14 protein-coding genes are annotated in these 17,759 nt (G+C 72.1%); 5 read left to right on the plus strand and 9 right to left on the minus strand.

Annotation, left to right across the window (positions count from 1 at the left end; genetic code table 11):
* Positions 1–47: 47 nt before the first annotated feature.
* Positions 48–896, plus strand: coding sequence for a helix-turn-helix transcriptional regulator (locus BD833_RS01080; protein WP_166531274.1), 849 nt, complete (start codon positions 48–50; stop codon positions 894–896).
* A gap of 150 nt (positions 897–1,046) precedes the next feature.
* Here the strand turns inward: BD833_RS01080 and BD833_RS01085 are convergent, their stop codons facing one another.
* Together BD833_RS01085 and BD833_RS01090 are read right to left on the minus strand one after the other, a co-directional pair.
* A complete protein-coding gene (locus tag BD833_RS01085; protein ID WP_166531275.1) occupies positions 1,047–2,129 on the minus strand; it encodes a VanZ family protein in 1,083 nt (360 codons plus the stop codon).
* Positions 2,130–2,223: 94 nt separating this feature from the next.
* Complete coding sequence (locus tag BD833_RS01090) at positions 2,224–3,264, minus strand: YdcF family protein (protein ID WP_166531276.1); 1,041 nt, start codon at positions 3,262–3,264, stop codon at positions 2,224–2,226.
* A 97-nt stretch (positions 3,265–3,361) separates the two neighbouring features.
* Here BD833_RS01090 and BD833_RS01095 point away from each other — a divergent pair, with 97 nt between their 5' ends.
* Positions 3,362–5,158, plus strand: a complete 1,797-nt coding sequence (locus BD833_RS01095) for a lipase family protein (RefSeq protein WP_166531277.1) — start codon at positions 3,362–3,364, stop codon at positions 5,156–5,158.
* A 642-nt stretch (positions 5,159–5,800) separates the two neighbouring features.
* On the opposite strand, the gene BD833_RS01100 is transcribed toward BD833_RS01095, so the two are convergent.
* Entirely contained in the window at positions 5,801–6,412 is a 612-nt protein-coding gene (locus tag BD833_RS01100; protein WP_166531278.1) for a TetR/AcrR family transcriptional regulator, read from the minus strand.
* A 107-nt stretch (positions 6,413–6,519) separates the two neighbouring features.
* Between BD833_RS01100 and BD833_RS01105 the strand changes: the two genes are divergently transcribed.
* Both BD833_RS01105 and BD833_RS01110 read left to right on the plus strand, forming a co-directional pair.
* Entirely contained in the window at positions 6,520–7,146 is a 627-nt protein-coding gene (locus BD833_RS01105; protein ID WP_166531279.1) for a hypothetical protein, read from the plus strand.
* Complete coding sequence (locus tag BD833_RS01110) at positions 7,143–8,342, plus strand: zinc-binding dehydrogenase (protein ID WP_243737368.1); 1,200 nt, start codon at positions 7,143–7,145, stop codon at positions 8,340–8,342. The genes BD833_RS01105 and BD833_RS01110 overlap by 4 nt, the downstream gene beginning before the upstream one ends.
* 86 nt (positions 8,343–8,428) lie before the next feature.
* On the opposite strand, the gene BD833_RS01115 is transcribed toward BD833_RS01110, so the two are convergent.
* The 6 genes from BD833_RS01115 to BD833_RS01140 all read right to left on the minus strand — a co-directional run bounded on the left by BD833_RS01115 (position 8,429) and on the right by BD833_RS01140 (position 16,044).
* Complete coding sequence (locus tag BD833_RS01115) at positions 8,429–9,475, minus strand: ABC transporter ATP-binding protein (RefSeq protein WP_166531280.1); 1,047 nt, start codon at positions 9,473–9,475, stop codon at positions 8,429–8,431.
* Complete coding sequence (locus tag BD833_RS01120; protein ID WP_243737369.1) at positions 9,475–10,596, minus strand: ABC transporter ATP-binding protein; 1,122 nt, start codon at positions 10,594–10,596, stop codon at positions 9,475–9,477. The genes BD833_RS01115 and BD833_RS01120 overlap by 1 nt, the downstream gene beginning before the upstream one ends.
* Positions 10,593–11,576, minus strand: a complete 984-nt coding sequence (locus BD833_RS01125) for an ABC transporter permease (RefSeq protein WP_208092267.1) — start codon at positions 11,574–11,576, stop codon at positions 10,593–10,595. The genes BD833_RS01120 and BD833_RS01125 overlap by 4 nt, the downstream gene beginning before the upstream one ends.
* The gene (locus BD833_RS01130; RefSeq protein ID WP_166531281.1) at positions 11,563–12,528 is read right to left on the minus strand and encodes an ABC transporter permease; all 966 of its coding nucleotides are present in this window, start codon (positions 12,526–12,528) and stop codon (positions 11,563–11,565) included. The genes BD833_RS01125 and BD833_RS01130 overlap by 14 nt, the downstream gene beginning before the upstream one ends.
* Before the next feature lie 51 nt (positions 12,529–12,579).
* Positions 12,580–14,328: an ABC transporter substrate-binding protein gene (locus BD833_RS01135; RefSeq protein WP_166531282.1), complete on the minus strand. Its 1,749-nt coding sequence runs from the start codon at positions 14,326–14,328 to the stop codon at positions 12,580–12,582.
* A 198-nt stretch (positions 14,329–14,526) separates the two neighbouring features.
* Positions 14,527–16,044, minus strand: coding sequence for a flavin-containing monooxygenase (locus tag BD833_RS01140; protein WP_166531283.1), 1,518 nt, complete (start codon positions 16,042–16,044; stop codon positions 14,527–14,529).
* Between the two features lie 142 nt (positions 16,045–16,186).
* On the opposite strand from BD833_RS01140, the gene BD833_RS01145 reads away from it, so the two are divergent.
* Positions 16,187–17,686 (plus strand): aldehyde dehydrogenase family protein, encoded by a 1,500-nt coding sequence (locus tag BD833_RS01145; RefSeq protein ID WP_166531284.1) that lies wholly within the window; start codon positions 16,187–16,189, stop codon positions 17,684–17,686.
* Positions 17,687–17,759: the final 73 nt, after the last annotated feature.

Below are 17,759 nucleotides of genomic sequence, written 5' to 3' on the forward strand. Positions count from 1 at the left end.
TCGCCGGTCCCTGGCTGCCCCGGGCGCGGAGGGGCAACACTGGTCGGGTGAACCGGGACGACCTGGCCGACTTCCTCGTCCGGCGCCGCAGCGGCCTCCAGCCCGCGGACGTGGGGCTCAGCGCGGGCCCGCGCCGACGCACCCCGGGGTTGCGACGGGAGGAGGTCGCGCAGCTCGCCGCGATGTCCACCGACTACTACACGCGTCTGGAGCAGCGGCGCGGACCTCAGCCGAGCACCCAGATGCTCGCCTCGCTCGCCCGGGCGCTCCGGCTGACCGCGGAGGAGCGCGCCTACCTCTACCGGGTCGCCGGGCACGATGCCCCCGACCGGGTCGGCGGAAGCGACCACGTCGCTCCGGCGCTGCTGCGCGTCCTCGACCGGCTCACCGACACCCCGGCGCTCATCCTGTCCGCGCTGGGCGAAACGCTCGTGCAGAACGACCCGGCCCGCGCCCTGTTCGGCGACGTCGGCCACCTGACCGGGCTGGAGCGCAGCGGCATCTACCGGTGGTTCGTGCACCCTGACAGGGAACGGACGCTCTACCCGGAGGACGACCGCGACCGGCAGAGCCGCGCCCAGGTGGCCTCCCTGCGTGCGGCGTACGGGTCGATGGGAGCGGCCTCCCGAGCCGCTGAGCTGGTCCGGGTGCTCACCCGGACCAGCTCGGAGTTCGCGCGGCTCTGGGACGCCCACGAGGTGGGCCGTCGGTTCGAGGATCACAAGGTCCTCGTGCACCCCGAGGTCGGCCCCATCGAGGTCGACTGCCAGGCGCTGTTCACCGAGGACGAGTCCCAGGTGCTGCTCGTGCTCACCGCTCCTCCGGGAACCGAAGCCGCGGGCAGGCTCGCGCTCCTCGCCGTCGTGGGCACCCAGGCCTTCGCGGCGGGACACTAGGCAGGGCCACCCCGGGGACCGGCATGGTCGGCAGCGCCGATCCGGCCCCGGGAACGCGCCCTGCTCCCACCGGCATGCGCGCCGTGCGGATCACCCGCTCCGGCGGCGCGCACCTCACCCGGGGGGTGCCGGTACGGCACGTCGCCGCGCTCAGCACCCGTCGGTGGCATCGGCCGCTCGTGCGCGGAACCGCGGCCGGACCTGCACCTCGGTGCCGGTGAGCAGGTCCTGGGGGGCCCGGTTGTCCCGCCGGACGGCCACGGTCCCGATGACCGTCACGACGAGGCCGATGAAGGCGACCAGCGGCGCCACGACGACGAGCCCGGGCAGCTCCGCGGCCCGAGCGCCGGTCCACCGCGAGAAGGCCGTGGTCGCGAACCACGCGCCCGAGATGAGGACCCCGCGCAGGATCAGGGCGGAGCGCGCGGCGGGACGCCCGTCGCGCCGCACCACCGCCGCTCGCACCAGGTGCTGCCCAGGGGTGGCGCCGCCCGTGAGGACCGGGACGGCGACGAAGACGAACAGCAGGACGACGCCCGCACCCACCAGCCCGCTCTCCCCGAGGAGGCCGGCGAGGAGGGCGGCGAGGAGGAAGTCGGCCGCCGCCGCCGTCGCCCGGCGCAGCGGACCGGAGCGACCCGAGCGCTCGACCACGTGGCCGGGTCGCGGGAGGAGGACGACCGCAGGCGCCAGGAGAGCTCCGACGAGTGCGCCGGAGACGTTGGTCAGCACGTCGTCGACGTCGAGGACGCGGTAGGCGCAGTCGTACAGTCCGAAGACGCCCGTGCCCTGCACCGCTTCGATCAGCGCGGACGACGCCAGCGCGGCGAGGAGCACCCGGTGCAGCGGCCACCGGAAGGAGCGCCGGAGCAGCACGCCCCCGGGGACGAACATGGCGACGTTGTAGAGCAGCTGGAACAGCGCGGGGCTGGACAGCACGGAGTGCCCGTCCGCCAGGTCGGCTCGCACGGCCCCGACGAAGGCGAGCGGGTCGACGTTCCTCCCGGCGCAGACCACGTCCCCCGGGGTCGGCAACGGGAGCAGGGTCAGCGCGACGACGACGACGGCGTAGACGACGAGGAGGTAGATGCCGGCGGTACGGCCACGGTCGACCGCGCCGAGACGTCGGTACTGCACGGCCAGCACCGGGACGGCCAGCACGGCCAGTGCGAGAAGCGCGAGGACAGCACCCAGGCCCAGCTGGCCCAGGAAGGCGTCGAGCACGGTCAGCACGTCGCGTTCGCCCGTCGGCCGTCCCGCCCATCAGCAGGCCGGGAACCCGGCGCCGGCCCGGCCGTGGGCGGCGACGACGCGCTCACGGCGGCGGTCATGCAGCAGCCAGCGAGAGCCAGGCGAGCCCCGACATGCCCAGCACCACCAGGACGGAGAGCACCAGCAGGAAACGCTGCTCGATCATCACCGCGACGAACTCGCGCAGGTAGGCGCTCGGCCAGTAGTAGAGCGCGGTCGGACCGCCCACCGCCTGGGCGTCGATCCCCAGCTTGCGCGCGAGCAGCGCCGCGCGGGGAGCGTGGTAGTCGCTGGTCACGACGAGGTAGGGCTGGCGCACCCCCCGCTGCTCCAGCAGCCGTGCGCTGTAGCGGAGGTTCTCCTCCGTGGTGCGCGCCTCGTCCTCGACGAGGATGTCCTCGGCGGCGACCCCGTGGCCGCGCAGCCACTCGGCCATGGCCACTCCTTCCGCGCGCGATTCGTCACCACCCCGGCCGCCGGTGGGGACGATCGGTATCCGCCCGGACCGTGCGTGGACGGCGTCGATGGCGCGACGGAGCCGGCCGGCGAGCAACGGGGGGACCTGCCCGTCCACCAGACCGGCGCCGAGCACGATCACCGCATGGGCCTCGGCCCGCCGGGCGAGCCGGGCGTACAGCAGGGTCTGCGTGGCGAAGACCAGGAACAGCAGGCCGGCGCAGGCCTGCGCGGTCAGGAGCCCCACTGCCAGCGCGCCGGTCAGGGGGTTCTCGTGCCGGAGCAGGGTGACCAGGACGGCCGGGAGGCCGATCAACGCCAGTCCCGCCAGCAGCGACAGCGCATTGCCCAGCGACCGGCGCTCGCGGCGCAGCACGACGACGCCGTCCAGGAGCAGCAACAGCGGCAGCAGGGCGAGCCCGAGCACGACCCCTACCCCCACCACTCCCGAGACGACGTCCTCGATGGTCCGCAGCACCGACGAGTGCGAGGCCGCCACGGCCACGAAGCCCAGCAGGTAGTGGACCGCGAGAACCGCCAGGACGCCGTTGCGGAGAGCCCGTGCGTCCCTGTGCAGTGACCAGACCAGGGCTCCACCCACGAGGAGGGCCCCGACCAGCGCCACGAGCAGATGCGTGGGGAACGAGGCCCCGGCGTCCACGAGCCCGACCCAACCACGTGCGGCGCAACGGCAGGTGTCCGGACCGCGACGACCTCCGGCCGGGCCTGCCCGGGAAGGGCTCGATACGGTGCCGGTCATGCCGGCCTCGACGCCATACCGCCGCGCGAGCCGCCGGGTGCGGGCGCTGCCCGGGATCCTGTCGCACGCGCCCCGGTGGGTGCTCCTCGCTGCCGGGGCGGCGACCACGGCGCTGGGCCTCCTCCTCGCCGTGCGGCCGCTCAGCTCGCTGACCGTCCTGGGCGTGTACATCGGCCTGAGCTGCGTCATCTCCGGCGTGGGCGACCTCGTGGCGCGCCGCGAGGATGCCGGGTGGCGGCCGCTCGTCTCCGGCATCGGCTGGGTCCTGGCCGGCCTGGCCGTCCTGGCCTGGCTCGGCCGGAGCCTCCAGCTCCTCGGACCGTCCGTAGCCGTCCTGCTGATGGCCAGCGGCGCCGTGCGGCTGCTCGGCCTGCGCCGCGGTCCGACCGCCGGCCGGATGCTCTCCGGCGCGTTCGGCCTGTCGGAGATCGCCTTCGGGCTCGTCGCGCTCGCCTGGCCCGACGCCACCCTGCTCGTCGTCGCGCTCCTGTTCGGGGTGCGCACCGCCGGCTTCGGCCTGGCCCTGCTCTGGCGGGGAGCCGGGACGCGGCGCCGGGCGCCGGCCGGGTCCCCCGGCACCACCCGCGGCGGGTCCGCCGTGCGCTGGGTGGCGGCCGGCGTCGTGCTGCTCGTGGCGAGCACCGCCCTGGTCGTGAGCCACCAGTTCCGGCAGGGCATCCCCGTGCTCGACGACTTCTACGACGCACCGGACGTCGTCCCGGACGAGCCCGGGCAGCTGCTGCGCGCCGAACCGTACGTCGGCGAGCTCCCGCCGGGGCTCACGGCGCAGCGCATCCTGTACACCACGACCGCCGACGAGGGGATTCCCGGCCTGGCGAGCGCGGTGGTCGCGGTGCCGGCGGAGGCGACGGAGCGGCCGGTCCCGCTGATCGCCTGGGCCCACGGCACCGTCGGCGTCGCCCGGGCCTGCGCGCCCAGCCTGGGTCGCTACGCCATCACTCCGGAGGGCATGCCCGCCATGGACGCCCTGGCCCGCAACGGCTGGGGCATGGTCGCCACCGACTACATCGGGCAGGGCACGGAAGGCGACTTCCCCTACCTGATCGGGCAGGGCGAGGGGCGCTCGGTCCTGGACGCCGTCCGGGCCGCGCACCAGCTGGAGGGCCTCGACCTCGCCCCGGAGACGGTGATCTGGGGGCACTCGCAGGGCGGCCACGCCGCCCTGTGGGCCGGTCAGCTCGCGCCCACGTACGCGCCGGACGTCGACGTCGTGGGGATCGCCGCGCTCTCCGCGGCGAGCGATCCGGAGGCCCTGGCGGAGATCGTCACCGCCAACCCCGGCGTCCTGGGAGCGAGCCTCGGCATCTCGTTCGTGGTGGCCGCCTACAGCCGGTGGTACCCGGACGTCTCCCTCGACGACGTCGAGCCGGCGGCGCGCACCCTCGTGCAGGAGGCGGCCGCGCGCTGCACCAGCGAGCCCGGCACCCTCGTCACCGTCCTCACCGGGGTCGCGATCTCCCGGGACACGCCGATCCTCCGCGGAGACCCGACGACGGGGGCGATCGGCCGGCGACTGCGCGAGAACATCCCGCTCGGCCCGTGGCCCGCACCGCTGTTCCTCGCCCAGGGCACCGCCGACGAGGTCATCGTGGCCCGGTTGCAGGACGAGTACGCGGCCCGGCTGTGCGCCGCCGGGCGACCCCTGCGCTACACGCAGTACCCGGGCAGGACGCACATGGGCGTGCTCGAACCGGACTCCCCCCTGAACGCCGATCTGGAGGAGTGGACGCAGGACCGGCTCGCCGGCCTGCCGCAGGCCGACACCTGCGCGTGACCGACCCCCGCACCTGGTGACCGGCTGTCGGCCAACTGACGTCGTCGCGCGCCGAAGGGTGGGCCGGTCACGGGGCGCCTCCCCCGGTCGGCAGCTGATGGCGTGACCGCTGCTCAGCCGGACGCTGATCGCTCCCGCCGGCCGCGTCCGCTGTCGGTTACCCGCCGACCAACTGCCCCGGCGCATCGCCGCGCAGTCGGGCGATCTCGGCGCGGGAATGCTCGACCTCAGCCCTGTCGGCACCGTCGGCGCTCGCGAGGTCGTGATCGAGGTTGCGCGCTGCGCGGAGCACGTGCTCGGCCCGGCGCCGCCCCATCCCGTTCTCGTGGCTCCGGACGAAGCCACGGACCTCCTTCTTCGGCGTCCGCTCGAGGCGGTCAGCTCGGCTTCGGTCAGCACGCCGGTGGCGACCTCGGGAGCGAGCAGGTCCCGCAGCCAGCCGCGCTCCCGGCCGCCGGGCCGCCGGCCGGCCGCAGCGCGATGTACGGGGCCACCACCGCGGCCACGGTGATGCCCACGATGTACGCATAGACGAAGCCGGTACCTAGGCCTGCGCTCCCCCGATCCCCACCCGCGCGACCGCCACGGCCTGCACCCACGGCGCACCGCCGGACCCTGCGACGACGACCGGGAGTCCTCGGCTCACATGCCGAACGACGACTGCGCGAGCCACCAGCGCGCGTGCTCCAGGAGGCGCTCGGGCGAGAAGCGGTCAGGATCGGTGAGGACCAGCCGCGCGTACTCGTCCGAGATGGCCGAGAGCAGGTGCGCGGTCAGCTCCGCGTCGCCGACCGCGCTGCCGCTCAGACCTCCCTCGACCGCCACGGCCAACTGCCGCAGGACCGTCCTGCGTCCCCGCGCGATCCGTCGGCCGAGCAGTTCTGGCGCGCCCTCGGGGGGCATCAGCACCAGTCGCCAGGTCCGCGGGTGGTCGCGCACAGCGGTGAGGAAGGCCGCAAGACCCCTCAGGAGAATGTCCGAGGCGGCGCCGGAGCCCAGGTCGGTCGGCGTCGTCGGCGTCACCTGCTCCTGCGCCTGGGACATCTCGCGGTCGACGACGGCCTCCAGCAGCGCCTGCAGGTCGTCGAAGTGCTGGTAGATCACCGCGCGGGTGACTCCTGCCCGCTGCGCGACCGCCTCGATGGACACCGCGTGGAAGCTCTGCTCGACGGCCAGCTGGGCCGTGACGAGAAGGAGTTGCTCTCGGCGCGCGGGTGCCCGCATCCGCCGGGCCGCACCGGTTGCGGTGGTCACGCCGGAAGGCTAACTTACGGTTGCGTAACTAACGCAACCGTTACTTGACGATGCTCCTCGGTCACTCACGAAGCGGTCGGGCAAGGCATTGGAACGGAGTGGTCACCATGGTCAAGATCGGCGACATCACCCTCGACATCACGCAGCAGAACGTGGCCGTCGAACGCGCGCTGGCGCAGACGGACAACCCGCGGCATCGCTACCTGCTGCAGGTCTACCTCCGCCACCGGTACCTCGAGTCGGCCGGCCGCTGGGAGGAGATCCTCGACCCCCAGCTGACCGTCGACGTGCCGCACTACCGGTTCAGCCTCGCCGGCCGCCCGCACTTAGAGCTGCACGGCAAGGAGCAGGTCGGCGCCCTGTACAAGCACTGGACCGACACCGACCAGGCCGTCTTCTACGTGTCGGACGAGCAGGTCGCGGTGGGCGATCACATCGTGATGGGGCGAGGGATCAGCTGGCAGCAGACGATCGGGTCCGAGATCCCCGCCGACGCCGGGATCGACGTCGACCCTCAAGCGATGTACTTGTCGAAGTCGGCCATCACCATGATCTGGCCCTACGACGACCGCGGCCTCCTGCTGGGCGAGGACGTCTGGGAGTTCGACCCCTCGGTGCGCGAGTACTTCGAGCTCGACCCGGCCGACGTGCTGACGGCCGAGCAGGCCGGGGAGCTGCTCGCCCCCTACATCGAGCCGATCCCGGCCTTCGACGACACCATGCTCCCCCGGTGAGGAATGACGACACGATGAGAGCCGTCGTCTGCCACGAGACGAAGCTCGAGGTCGCCGAGGTCCCGGCACCGCGGCCGGCGAAGGGCCAGGTGCTGCTCGACGTCCTCAGCTGCGGCATCTGCGGATCGGATCTGCACGCCCGCGTCCACGCCGACCAGCAGGCCGACGCGCTGGCCGAGGTCGGCTACGACGGCGCCATGCGGACCGGCCAGCGCGTCGTCATGGGCCACGAGTTCGTCGGTCGGGTCGCCGCCTACGGGCCGGGGTGCGCGGAGAAGATCCCGGTCGGCTCGACGGTGGTGGCGCTGCCGCTGGCGCGTGCCGGTGAGGACGTGCACGCCATCGGCATCTCCGCCTCTGCCCCCGGCGCCTACGCCGAGCAGGTCGTCGTCGAGGAAGCGATGATGATCCCGGTGCCCGACGGTCTCGCCCCCGAGGTCGCCGTGCTCACCGAGCCGATGGCGATCGGCTACCACGCCGTCCGGCGGGGCGAGGTCGGCAAGGACGACGTCGCGATCGTGATCGGCTGCGGCCCTGTCGGGCTCGCGATCATCGGCATGCTCAAGGCGCAGGGCGTCCGCACCGTCGTCGCCAGCGACCTCTCCCCCGGTCGGCGGGCGCTCGCGACGACGTTCGGCGCCGACGTCGTCGTCGACCCGCGCGAGACCTCGCCCTACGAGGCGGCCGGCGACCGCGGGTTCCTGACCGGCGTGGCGGCCAGGGTGAAGCTGGGCCTCGGTGCCATGCAGAAGCTCCGCCCCCTCCCTGTGCCGTGGCACGTCGTCTGGCGGGTGCTGGACAGGGCCGGCAAGACCGCGCCCGCGCGCCCGGTCGTCTTCGAGTGCGTCGGCGTCCCCGGCATGCTCGACGGCGTCATCACGCAGGCACCGCTCAGCTCGCGCGTCGTCGTGGCCGGGGTGTGCATGGTGCCCGACTCCATCCGCCCCACGATCGCCGTCAACAAGGAGATCGACCTGCGGTTCGTCGTCGGCTACTCACCCCTGGAGTTCCGCGACACCCTGCACATGATCGCTCGTGGCAAGGTCGACCCACGGCCGATGGTGACCGGCACGGTGGGGCTCGACGGGGTCGGCAACGCCTTCGACGCGCTCGGTGACCCGGAGGCGCACGCCAAGATCCTCATCGACCCCCGGAGCTCGGCGACCTCTCCTCAGCAGCCTGCCGTTCCACGGTAGCCACGAACTCGCCCATCTGCGGCGCCGTTCCCGGGGGACGGCGCCGCAGGTGGCGCAGAGGTCTTCCCGCAGGGCGGAGCTGCCGGCTACGACGACGACGCGGCGGTAGACCGCTCGTCGAGGGAGGCAGGCGCCTCGGGAGCGTCGACGGGGAAGTGACAGGCGATGAAGTGGTCGGGGCCGATCTCGCGGACCAGCGGCTCCTCGGCGGCGCACCGTTCCTGCGCCTTGGGGCAGCGGGTCCGGAAGCGGCACCCGGATGGCGGGTCGATCGGTGACGGCACGTCGCCCTCGAGCGGCGCCGAGGGCGCCCGGGCCTCCGGATCCGGTCGAGGGACCGAAGCCAGCAGCGCATTCGTGTACGGGTGCGCCGGCCGCGCGTAGACGGCGTCGGCCGTGCCCACCTCGCAGATCTTGCCGAGGTACATGACGGCCACGCGGTCGCTGATGTTCTTGACCACGGCGAGATCGTGGGCGATGAACAGCATGGTCAGCCCGTACCGGGCCTTCATGTCCTCGAGCAGGTTGAGGATCTGCGCCTGCACCGAGACGTCGAGCGCCGAGACCGGCTCGTCGCAGATCAGCACGTCCGGATCCAGGACCAGCGACCGGGCGATGCAGATGCGCTGGCACTGCCCGCCGGAGAACTGGTGGGCGCGGCGGTCACCCGACGTCTCCGGGTCCAGCCCCACCGCGTCGAGGAGTTCGTCGACGCGCTTGCGGCTCTCGGCGGCATCGGCGTCCGGGCGCCAGATCGACAGCCCCTCGCCGATGATGTCCCGCACCTTGCGCCGCGGGTTCAGCGACGAGATCGGGTCCTGGAAGATCATCTGCAGCTGCGTGCGGGTCCGCCGCAACGCCTCACCCGACAACCCGGTCAAGTCGGCTCCCCGCAGCCGGACCGAGCCACCGGTCGGCCGGGGCACCTGCATGACGGCCCGCCCGGTCGTCGACTTGCCGCAGCCGGACTCGCCGACCAGGCCCAGGGTCTCTCCTTCGGCGAGGTCGAAGCTGACGCTGGAGACGGCGTGCACCTTGCGACCACCGCCGAGGGGGAACTCGACGACGAGATCCTCCACGGACAGCACGATGTCCTCGCGATCACGCAGGTGCGCGGTGCCGCTGCCGGCCATCAGGCGCTCGCCTTCGTCAGGGTGCTCATGTCGATGCCGGCAGCGGTGCGGCCGGCGCGCGCGTTGCGCTGTCGTGCCTCGTCCCCGGCGGGCGTGCCGACGGGGAAGAAACAGCGGAACTCGTGCCGGGGCTCGTCGTCGGTGAACAGGGGTGGATTCTCCTCCAGGCAGCGGGGCTGGGCGTTGGCGCAGCGGGGAGCGAAGCGGCACCCGACCGGCAGCTTGGCGAGGTCCGGCGGCCGCCCCGGGATCGCGTCCAGCCGGGTGTGGCTGGGGTTCTCGATGCGCGGGATCGAGCGCATCAGCGCCTCGGTGTAGGGGTGGCGCATCGACCGGAACAACGTGCGCGTCGGGGCCTTCTCGACGATCTGGCCCGCGTACATGACCGCGATCTCGTCGGTCCGGTTGGCCACGACGCCGAGGTCGTGGGTGACCAGGACCATGCTCATGTGGCGTTCCTGCTGCTGGCGCGCCAGGAGGTCGAGGATCTGCGCCTGGACGGTCACGTCGAGCGCCGTCGTCGGCTCGTCGGCGAGCAGCAGCTTCGGGCTGCACGACAGGGCGATGGCGATGGTGACGCGCTGGCGCATCCCACCGGAGAGCTGGTGCGGGTACTCCGCCAACCGGCGTTCGGGTGCTGGGATGCCCACCGAGCGCAGCAGGTCCACCGCCTGGACCTGAGCCTCCTTGCGGCCGAGGTCGAGATGCTCGCGCAGCGCCTCGGTGATCTGCCGGCCGATCTTCACGACCGGGTTGAGCGAGGTCATCGGATCCTGGAAGACCATCGCCAGCTGCGGGCCCCAGTACTCGCGCATCTGCTTGTTCGTCAGCGCCCGCAGATCACGCTCCTCGAAGAGGATCTCGCCGTCGGCCGGTAGCGCGGCCCGCTTGGGCAGCAGGTTCATCACCGACCGGGAGAGCACGGTCTTCCCCGACCCCGACTCGCCGACGATCCCGAGCGTGCGCCCCCGGTCGACGGCGATCGAGACGCCGTCGACGGCCCGCACGATCCCGCGCGGGGTATCGAAAAGGGTGTGCAGGTCCCGGACCTCGAGCAGCGGCCCGCCACCCTCCGGGCCCCCGGGCCGGGATGCACTCCCGGCGGCAGCGATGGGGGTCACAGGTTCGCCTCCCGGACGTCGAACCGGCTGCGGAGGACGTCGCCGACGAAGTTCAGCGACAGCACGGTCAGGAACATGACCACCGACGGGATCAGGGCGATGTGGGCATCGCTGTCCAGGTAGCGCCGACCTTCGGCGATCATCGACCCCCACGTCGCAGCCGGCGCCTGGACGCTCAGACCCAGGAAGGCCAGCGAGCCCTCCAGGACGATGACCACGCCGAGAGCGATCAGCCCGAAGGCGGCCACCGGGAGGATGACGTTGGGCATGATCTCCCGGAACAGGATCCGCCGTGTCCGGGCGCCCAGCAGGCCGGCGGCGAGCACGTACTCGCGCTGGCTCACCGCCAGCGTCGTGGCCCGTGCCACCCGCGCGTAGAAGGGGATGGACACGAAGGCGATCACCGCGGTGATCGCAGTCAGGCTCTGGCCGACGAAGGCGACGAGGGCGAGCAGCAGCACCAGGGCCGGGAAGGCCAGGATGACGTCGACCGCAGCCATGACCACCGTCTCGATCCTGCCGCGAAAGTAGCCGACGACCATGCCCAGCGTCCCGCCGACCACGATGCCGGTGACGACCGCCGCGATGCTGATGATCAGGGACACGCGCGCCCCGTACGCGAGCCGGGAGGCGATGTCGCGGCCGAGGCCGTCGGTGCCCAGCAGGTGGCCGGCGGTGAACGGCGGAGCCTGCCGGTTGGGGATGTCGATGGCGTCCGGTCCCGGGATCGGCAGCCAGGGTGCGGTGATCGCGACGACCACCACGAGGACGAGCCAGGCCAGGCACGAGTAGAACAGCACGCCCGCCTTCCGGCGGCGCCGGCGCTGAGCCGGCTCCGGCGAGGGCTCCGTGGTCGCGGCGGCGTTGCCGAACTGGCCGGCCTGCAGCTCCGCCGCCGACGTGGCCGACGAGGTCGCCTGCTCGCTGTCGGCTCCGACGAGCCTGCCGGGGCGGTTCGGGGCCGGCTCAGGCGCGGGCACGGGCGGCTCCCGATCGGATGCGCGGGTCGAGGAACGTGTAGAGCACGTCGACGACGAAGTTGACCACCACGAACGTCACGGCCAGCAGCAGCACGACGCCCTGCACCATCAGGAGGTCGCGGCTGTTGATCGCGTCGAACAGCAGCCGGCCCACCCCCGGCAGCGCGAAGATCGTCTCGATGATGACCGTCCCGCTCAGCAACGTGCCGACCTGCAGGCCTGCCACGGTCAGCAGGGAGAAGGACGACGGGCGCAGTGCATGCCGGAAGAGGATGCGCGAGGTCGGCAACCCCTTGGCGCGAGCCAGCAGGACGTGGTCCTCCTGCAGCGTGGCGATCATATCGGTGCGCAGCAGCCGGGTGAACACCGCGATGTTGCTCACCGACAGCGCCAGGGCCGGCAGGAACACCGCCCGGAGGTTGTCGCCGAGGCCGTCGGACAGCCGGCTCCACCCGGTGGCCGGGAAGAGGCCCAGCCCGACGGAGAAGGCGGCGATGAGGATGAGCGCGAAGATGAAGTTCGGCAGGGCCAGCAAGCCGAACGTGGCGCCGGTGACGGTGCGGTCGAAGCGCCCACCGGAACGGTAGGCGCTGAACACGCCGAGCGGGACAGCGACCACCAGCGCCAGTACCAGCGAGACCCCCATCAGCTCGAGGGTCACCGGCAAGCGTTCCAGGATGGCCCCGGTGACCTCCTGCCGAGTGATGTACGACATGCCGAGATCACCCTGCACGGCATCACCGAGCCACGCGAGGTAGCGCACCGGCAGAGGCTGGTCCAACCCGAGGTCGGCACGGACGGCGGCGATCGCCTCCGCGGATGCCGCCCCGCCGCCGAGGACCAGCAGGGCGGGATCCCCGGGGAGGAGGCTGAGCAGCAGGTAGGTGAGCAACGACACCGCCAGCAGCACCGGTATCAAGGTCAGCAACTTCTTGGCGATGAGTCCACCCACGGTGTGCGCTCCGTCTCCTTCCCCGGGGATTCGTTAAGGGCTCCCTGTCGATCACTCGGCGAGCCAAACCTGGCCCCACATCGTGCTACCGCCCTGGAAGAGCCCGAGGCCCACGCCGTCGGCGCCGCCGGGGAGCTGCCAGTCCGAGAGGTTCTGCACCGCCGGGTCGACACCGAATGCCGCGACCGTCGAGGAGACCCAGAGGACCGGCACGTTCTCGGCCAGCTCGAGGCCGATCTCCTCCACCGCCGCTCGACGCGCCTCCTCGTCGGTGGTGGTGGCGAGCACGGCCAGCTGCTCGTCGAGAGTTTCGCTGGTGTAGTTGGTGAAGTTCAGCGGCTGCAGCGGCACCGGACCGAACTCGTTCTTGAGGATGTTGAACGGGTCACCCTCGGCGCTCGTCCGCCAGCAGTTCGCCAGGTAGTCGCCGGCGAATGCCGGGTCCGACGCCGGCGACCCCACCGCGTTCCCGATGTGCGTAGCCTGGTCCACCGAGTTGACGGCCACCTCGACCCCGATGTTGCTCCAGAACGCCTGATAGGCCTGGGCCAGCTCGGTCAGGCTCGGGTCGGGCTGGCAGTTGTACTGGACCGTGACGGGCTCGCCGGCGGCCTTGCCGTCCGAGCGCTCGGGGTCGTCGATGTACTCCTGCAGGAGTTCGGTGGCCCGCTCCGGGTCGTACGCGGGATAGGCCTCGGCGACCGCTTCCGAGTAGTAGGGGCTGTCCTCGGTGAAGAACTGCGTCCTCGGCTCGGTGATCCCGGTCCCGCCCAGCACCTCGATCAGCTGCTCCCGGTCGGCCGCGTGCGCCAGTGCCTGCCGCACCCGGACGTCGTCCAGTGGTGCCGCGAGGGTGTTGAGGATGGTGGTGCCGCCGTTGTTCCCGAGGAACGTGTGGAGTGCGATCTCGCCGTCGGCCGCGGCGTCCTGCGCCTGGCCGACGATGCTCTCCCGCAGCGTCTGGAAGGCATCCACGTCACCGGAGAGCATGCTCTGGAGGCGGGAGTCCTCGTCCGGGATCGGCCGGAAGACGATCTCGTCTAGGTAGGGGCCGAGCCCGAGGTCCGTCCCCCAGTAGCTCTCGTTCGCCGTGACGGTCAGCCGGTCGTCGCGCACCCAGCTCTCGAACACGAAGGGCCCGGTGCCCACCGGCTCGGCGTTCGCCTCCTCGGGACCGAGCGCGGAGAAGTTCTCCATGGAGAACGGCATGCCGGCCGTGGTGGTCAGCAGCGCGGGGAACGCGGCGTTCGGCCGGGCCAGGTCGTACCGGACGGTGAGCGGGTCCACCGCAGCGACGCTGGCCACCTCGGAGAGCACGCCCGCCAGGTTCGAGGTCGGCTCTTTGAGCACCGCCACGTTCTGGGCGACGACATCGGCGGTCAGTGCGCTGCCGTCGTGGAAGGTGACGCCCTCGCGGAGGGTGAACGTCCAGGCGGTGAAGTCCTCGTTGGGCTCGAAGGACTCGGCGAGGTAGGGCTCGAAGGAACCTTCACCGGTCCCGATGACCAACGGGTCGTAGATGGAGTACATGACGTTGAAGCCCGGGGCGGACGGGGCGCTGATCCCCGGCTGCCAGCCGTTCGTCTCGCCTTCGAGGGCGACGGTGAGACTGCCGCCCTGCTGCGGTTCTCCCTGGGGCTCCGGGTTGGCCCCCGGGTCGACGGCTTCGGCGCCGTCGCCCGACCCGCTCGGGTCGTCGCCGCCGCTGCACGCGGAGGTGGCCAGGGCGAGCGCTGCCAGCGCCGCGCCCACGCGGACGGCCGCCCCCGTCCGTCGCCGCCTGTTCGTCCGGTACGTCACATGCCTCTCCCTGCTGCTGAGTGGTGCGGGTGGACACCGTCGCCGGTCGCCGGCCCGTCACGCGTCTGTGAGCCAGACCACGTGTGTAACAGTCGACAGAGACGCTACGCAACGTTCTGCGAAGTCGTAACCTGGTCGAGACCTGGGACGCCCGGGGGGCCGGTCGGACGCAGCCCGACCGGCCCCGGTGGCACGCGGTTACGGACGAGACGTCGCGCCGGCCGTGGCACCCGAGCGCCTCAGCTCGAGAGCAGGGTCGGCCAGCACGTCACCGAAGAGCTCGGCGTCCTTGGCGTAGTGGTTCTGCAGCTGCCACGGCGCCTGGTCGCCCTGCAGGAAGAGCTCGGAGCGAGCCCGCTCGAAGTAGCCCGACTGCATGTCGATGAAGGGCCGCGTGGCCATCGGGGTGTCCGGCAGCTGCGGCGTGACGGTCGTGAAGCCGTGCGTGCGCATGTGGTGCACCAGGCGGCTCACGAAGGACGAGACGCGATCGACCTTGAGCGTCCAGGAGGCGTTCGTGTAGCCGATCGCGAAGGCCATGTTCGGCACGCCGTCGAGCATCATCCCCTTGTAGGCGACGCGTTCGGGAAGGCGCACCCGCTCCCCATCGACCGTGAAGGGGATCCCGCCCAGGGGCACCAGGTTCAGTCCGGTGGCGGCGACGACCACGTCGGCCTCGAGTTCCCGCCCCGACCGCAGCCGCAGCCCGGTGGGGGTGAACGACTCGATGTGGTCGGTGACGACGTCGGCCCTGCCTGCCTTGATGGAGGCGAAGAAGTCGCCGTCGGGCACCAGGCACATCCGCTGGTCCCAAGGGTCGTAGCTGGGCGTGAAGTGCGTGTCGACGTCGTAGCCCGCCGGCAGCAGCTTGACGGCCTGCGTGCGGATGCGCGCCTTCATCAGCTCGGGCCGCTTGCGGGAGAGCTGGTAGATGGCGGTCGACATCTTGATGTTCTTCCAGCGGATCGCCCGGTAGGCGCGGTCGGTGCGCAGCAGCTTGCGCAGCAGGCCGTCGATCGGGTCCCTGCCCGGCAGGGGCATCACGTAGGACGGCGACCGCTGCAGCATGGTGACGTGGTCGGCGCCGGCCTCAGCCATGGCGGGGACCAGCGTCACCGCCGTGGCGCCGCTGCCGATCACGACGGCCCGCTTCCCGGTGAGGTCGAGGTCCTCGGGCCAGTGCTGCGCGTGCACGAACGTCCCGCCGAAGTCCTCCCGGGCCGGCCAGTCCGGCGTGTAGCCCTGGTCGTAGCGGTAGTAGCCCGAGCACATGTAGAGGAACTGGCAGGTCCACGTCGTGCGCTCGCCCGTGTCGGGGTTCTCGACCGCGACCGACCAGCGGGCCTGCTCGCCGGACCACTCGGCGGCCACGGCCCGCGAGCGGTAGCGGATGTGCTGGTCGACGCCGAACTGCCTGGCCGTGTCGCGCAGGTACTCCAGGATGTCGGGGCCGGAAGCGATCGCCTCCGCGCGCGGCCACGGGGCGAAGTCGAAGCCGAGCGTGAACATGTCCGAGTCCGACCGGATGCCGGGGTAGCGGAACTGGTCCCAGGTCCCCCCACTGGCCTCGCGCGCCTCGAGGACCACGTAGGACGTACCCGGCGCCTCCTCCTGCAGGTGGACGGCTGCACCGATGCCCGAGAGGCCGGCGCCCACGATCAGCACGTCGACGTGCTGGGTCCCGGGCTCGGGGGCGGGGGCGGGGGACGTGGTCATGGAGCTCCTCGCGCAATGGTCGTCGGGGCGTCCGACGGGGATGTGCAACGAGTCACGAATATGTATCGTCCGGCGTGCTGGAGCAACCCCCGACCGCGCCCCGGCAGTTCGTGGCCGGTGACCGCCGTCCCGAGGAGGAGCCATGAGTCCGCTCGCCACCCCGCTCGTCACCCCGCCCAGCCACCCGGACGTCGACGACGGTCGTGCGATCAGCGAGCTGCACCGGCTCCACGACGTGCAGCGCCGCGCGTTCCTCGCCGACCCGTACCCGAGCGCGGAGGAGCGCACGGGCCATCTCACGGTGCTCGCCGGCATGGTCCTCGGGCACCGCGAGGAGATCCGCGCGGCGATGAGCGCCGACTTCGGGGCGCACCCCGACCTGTTCACCGACCTGGTCGAGGTGCTGGGCGTGGCCGGCCGTGCGGCGTACGCGATCGAGCACCTCGACGAGTGGATGGCCGAGGAAGAGCGCCACACCGAGCCGGCGCTCTACGGCACCGCGCGTGCGGGCGTCCGGTACCAGCCGAAGGGTGTCGTCGGGAACATCGTCCCCTGGAACTTCCCCTTCGACCTCTCGGTGGGGCCGCTGGTGGAGATGCTGGCCGCGGGCAACCGCGCGATCATCAAGCCGTCGGACTACACGCCGGCCTGCGCGGAGCTGCTGCAGCGGATGATCGCCGAGACCTTCCCCGAGGAGCGGGTGGCGGTGGTGGCCGGCGGCCTGGCGCTGGCCAAGGAGTTCCCGACGCTGCGGTGGGACCACCTCCTCTACACCGGGAGCCCGGCGATCGGGCGGGAGATCGCCCGCGCCGCCGCGGAGAACCTGGTGCCGGTGACCCTGGAGCTCGGCGGCAAGTGCCCGGCGATCCTGGCCGACGACAGCGTCGACGCGACGAGCGTTCGCGAGGTCGTCGGCACGAAGCTGATCAAGAACGGGCAGATGTGCATCTCGGTCGACTACGCGCTGGTGCCGCGGGCGAAGCTCGAGGACTTCGTCAGGCACGCGGAGGGGTACGTGTCCGAGCAGCTGCCCGGCTACGCGATGTCGACCGACTGCACCGGGATGATCACCGAGCGGCACCTCGAGCGGATCGAGGCCATGCTCGACGAGGCGCGGGCGGCCGGTGCCCGGATCGTCACCCTGGGCGGCGAGGGCGACCGTGCCGGTCGGCGGCTGCCGCTGTCGCTGGTGGTCGACCCGCCGAAGGGCCTGCGCATCATGCAGGAGGAGATCTTCGGCCCGATCCTGCCCGTGGTCCCCTACGACGACCTGGACGACGCGCTGGCCGAGCTGAACGCGGGCGAGCGCCCACTGGGCCTGTACGTCTACTCCAAGGACGAGCGGCTGGCAGGCGACGTGCTGCGCAGGACCACGTCCGGTGGGGCGTGCGTCAACGTGTGCGCCAGCCAGGGTGCGCTGCCCTCCCTCGGCTTCGGCGGGATCGGGCAGAGCGGCTACGGCCGCCACCACGGCGTCGAAGGCTTCCGGGAGTTCTCCAACCCGCGGGGCGTGGTCGTCCGGGGCACGGGGGACATGATCGACGCCTTTCTCCCCCCTTACGGCCCGGCCGCGCAGGCTATCGTCGACAGCGTGATCGGCGGCGAGCAGGCTCCTAAGGCAACCGCACCCGGGAGCGTCTGACCTGGACACCACGAGCACGCCCGGCACCGTCTCGTTCCCGGGTCCTCCCGAGCCGTTCGTCGGACGGCCCGCG

It is taken from the genome of Blastococcus xanthinilyticus, from assembly GCF_008124835.1.
In the GTDB taxonomy this organism is placed as follows: Bacteria; Actinomycetota; Actinomycetes; order Mycobacteriales; family Geodermatophilaceae; genus Blastococcus; species Blastococcus xanthinilyticus.

Coding starts and splice junctions, on each gene's coding strand:
- BD833_RS01095 (WP_166531277.1), top strand. CDS start 3,362: ATGCCGGCCTCGACGCCATACCGCCGCGCGAGCCGCCGGGTGCGGGCG.
- BD833_RS01105 (WP_166531279.1), top strand. CDS start 6,520: ATGGTCAAGATCGGCGACATCACCCTCGACATCACGCAGCAGAACGTG.
- BD833_RS01115 (WP_166531280.1), bottom strand. CDS start 9,475: ATGGCCGGCAGCGGCACCGCGCACCTGCGTGATCGCGAGGACATCGTG.
- BD833_RS01140 (WP_166531283.1), bottom strand. CDS start 16,044: ATGACCACGTCCCCCGCCCCCGCCCCCGAGCCCGGGACCCAGCACGTC.
- BD833_RS01145 (WP_166531284.1), top strand. CDS start 16,187: ATGAGTCCGCTCGCCACCCCGCTCGTCACCCCGCCCAGCCACCCGGAC.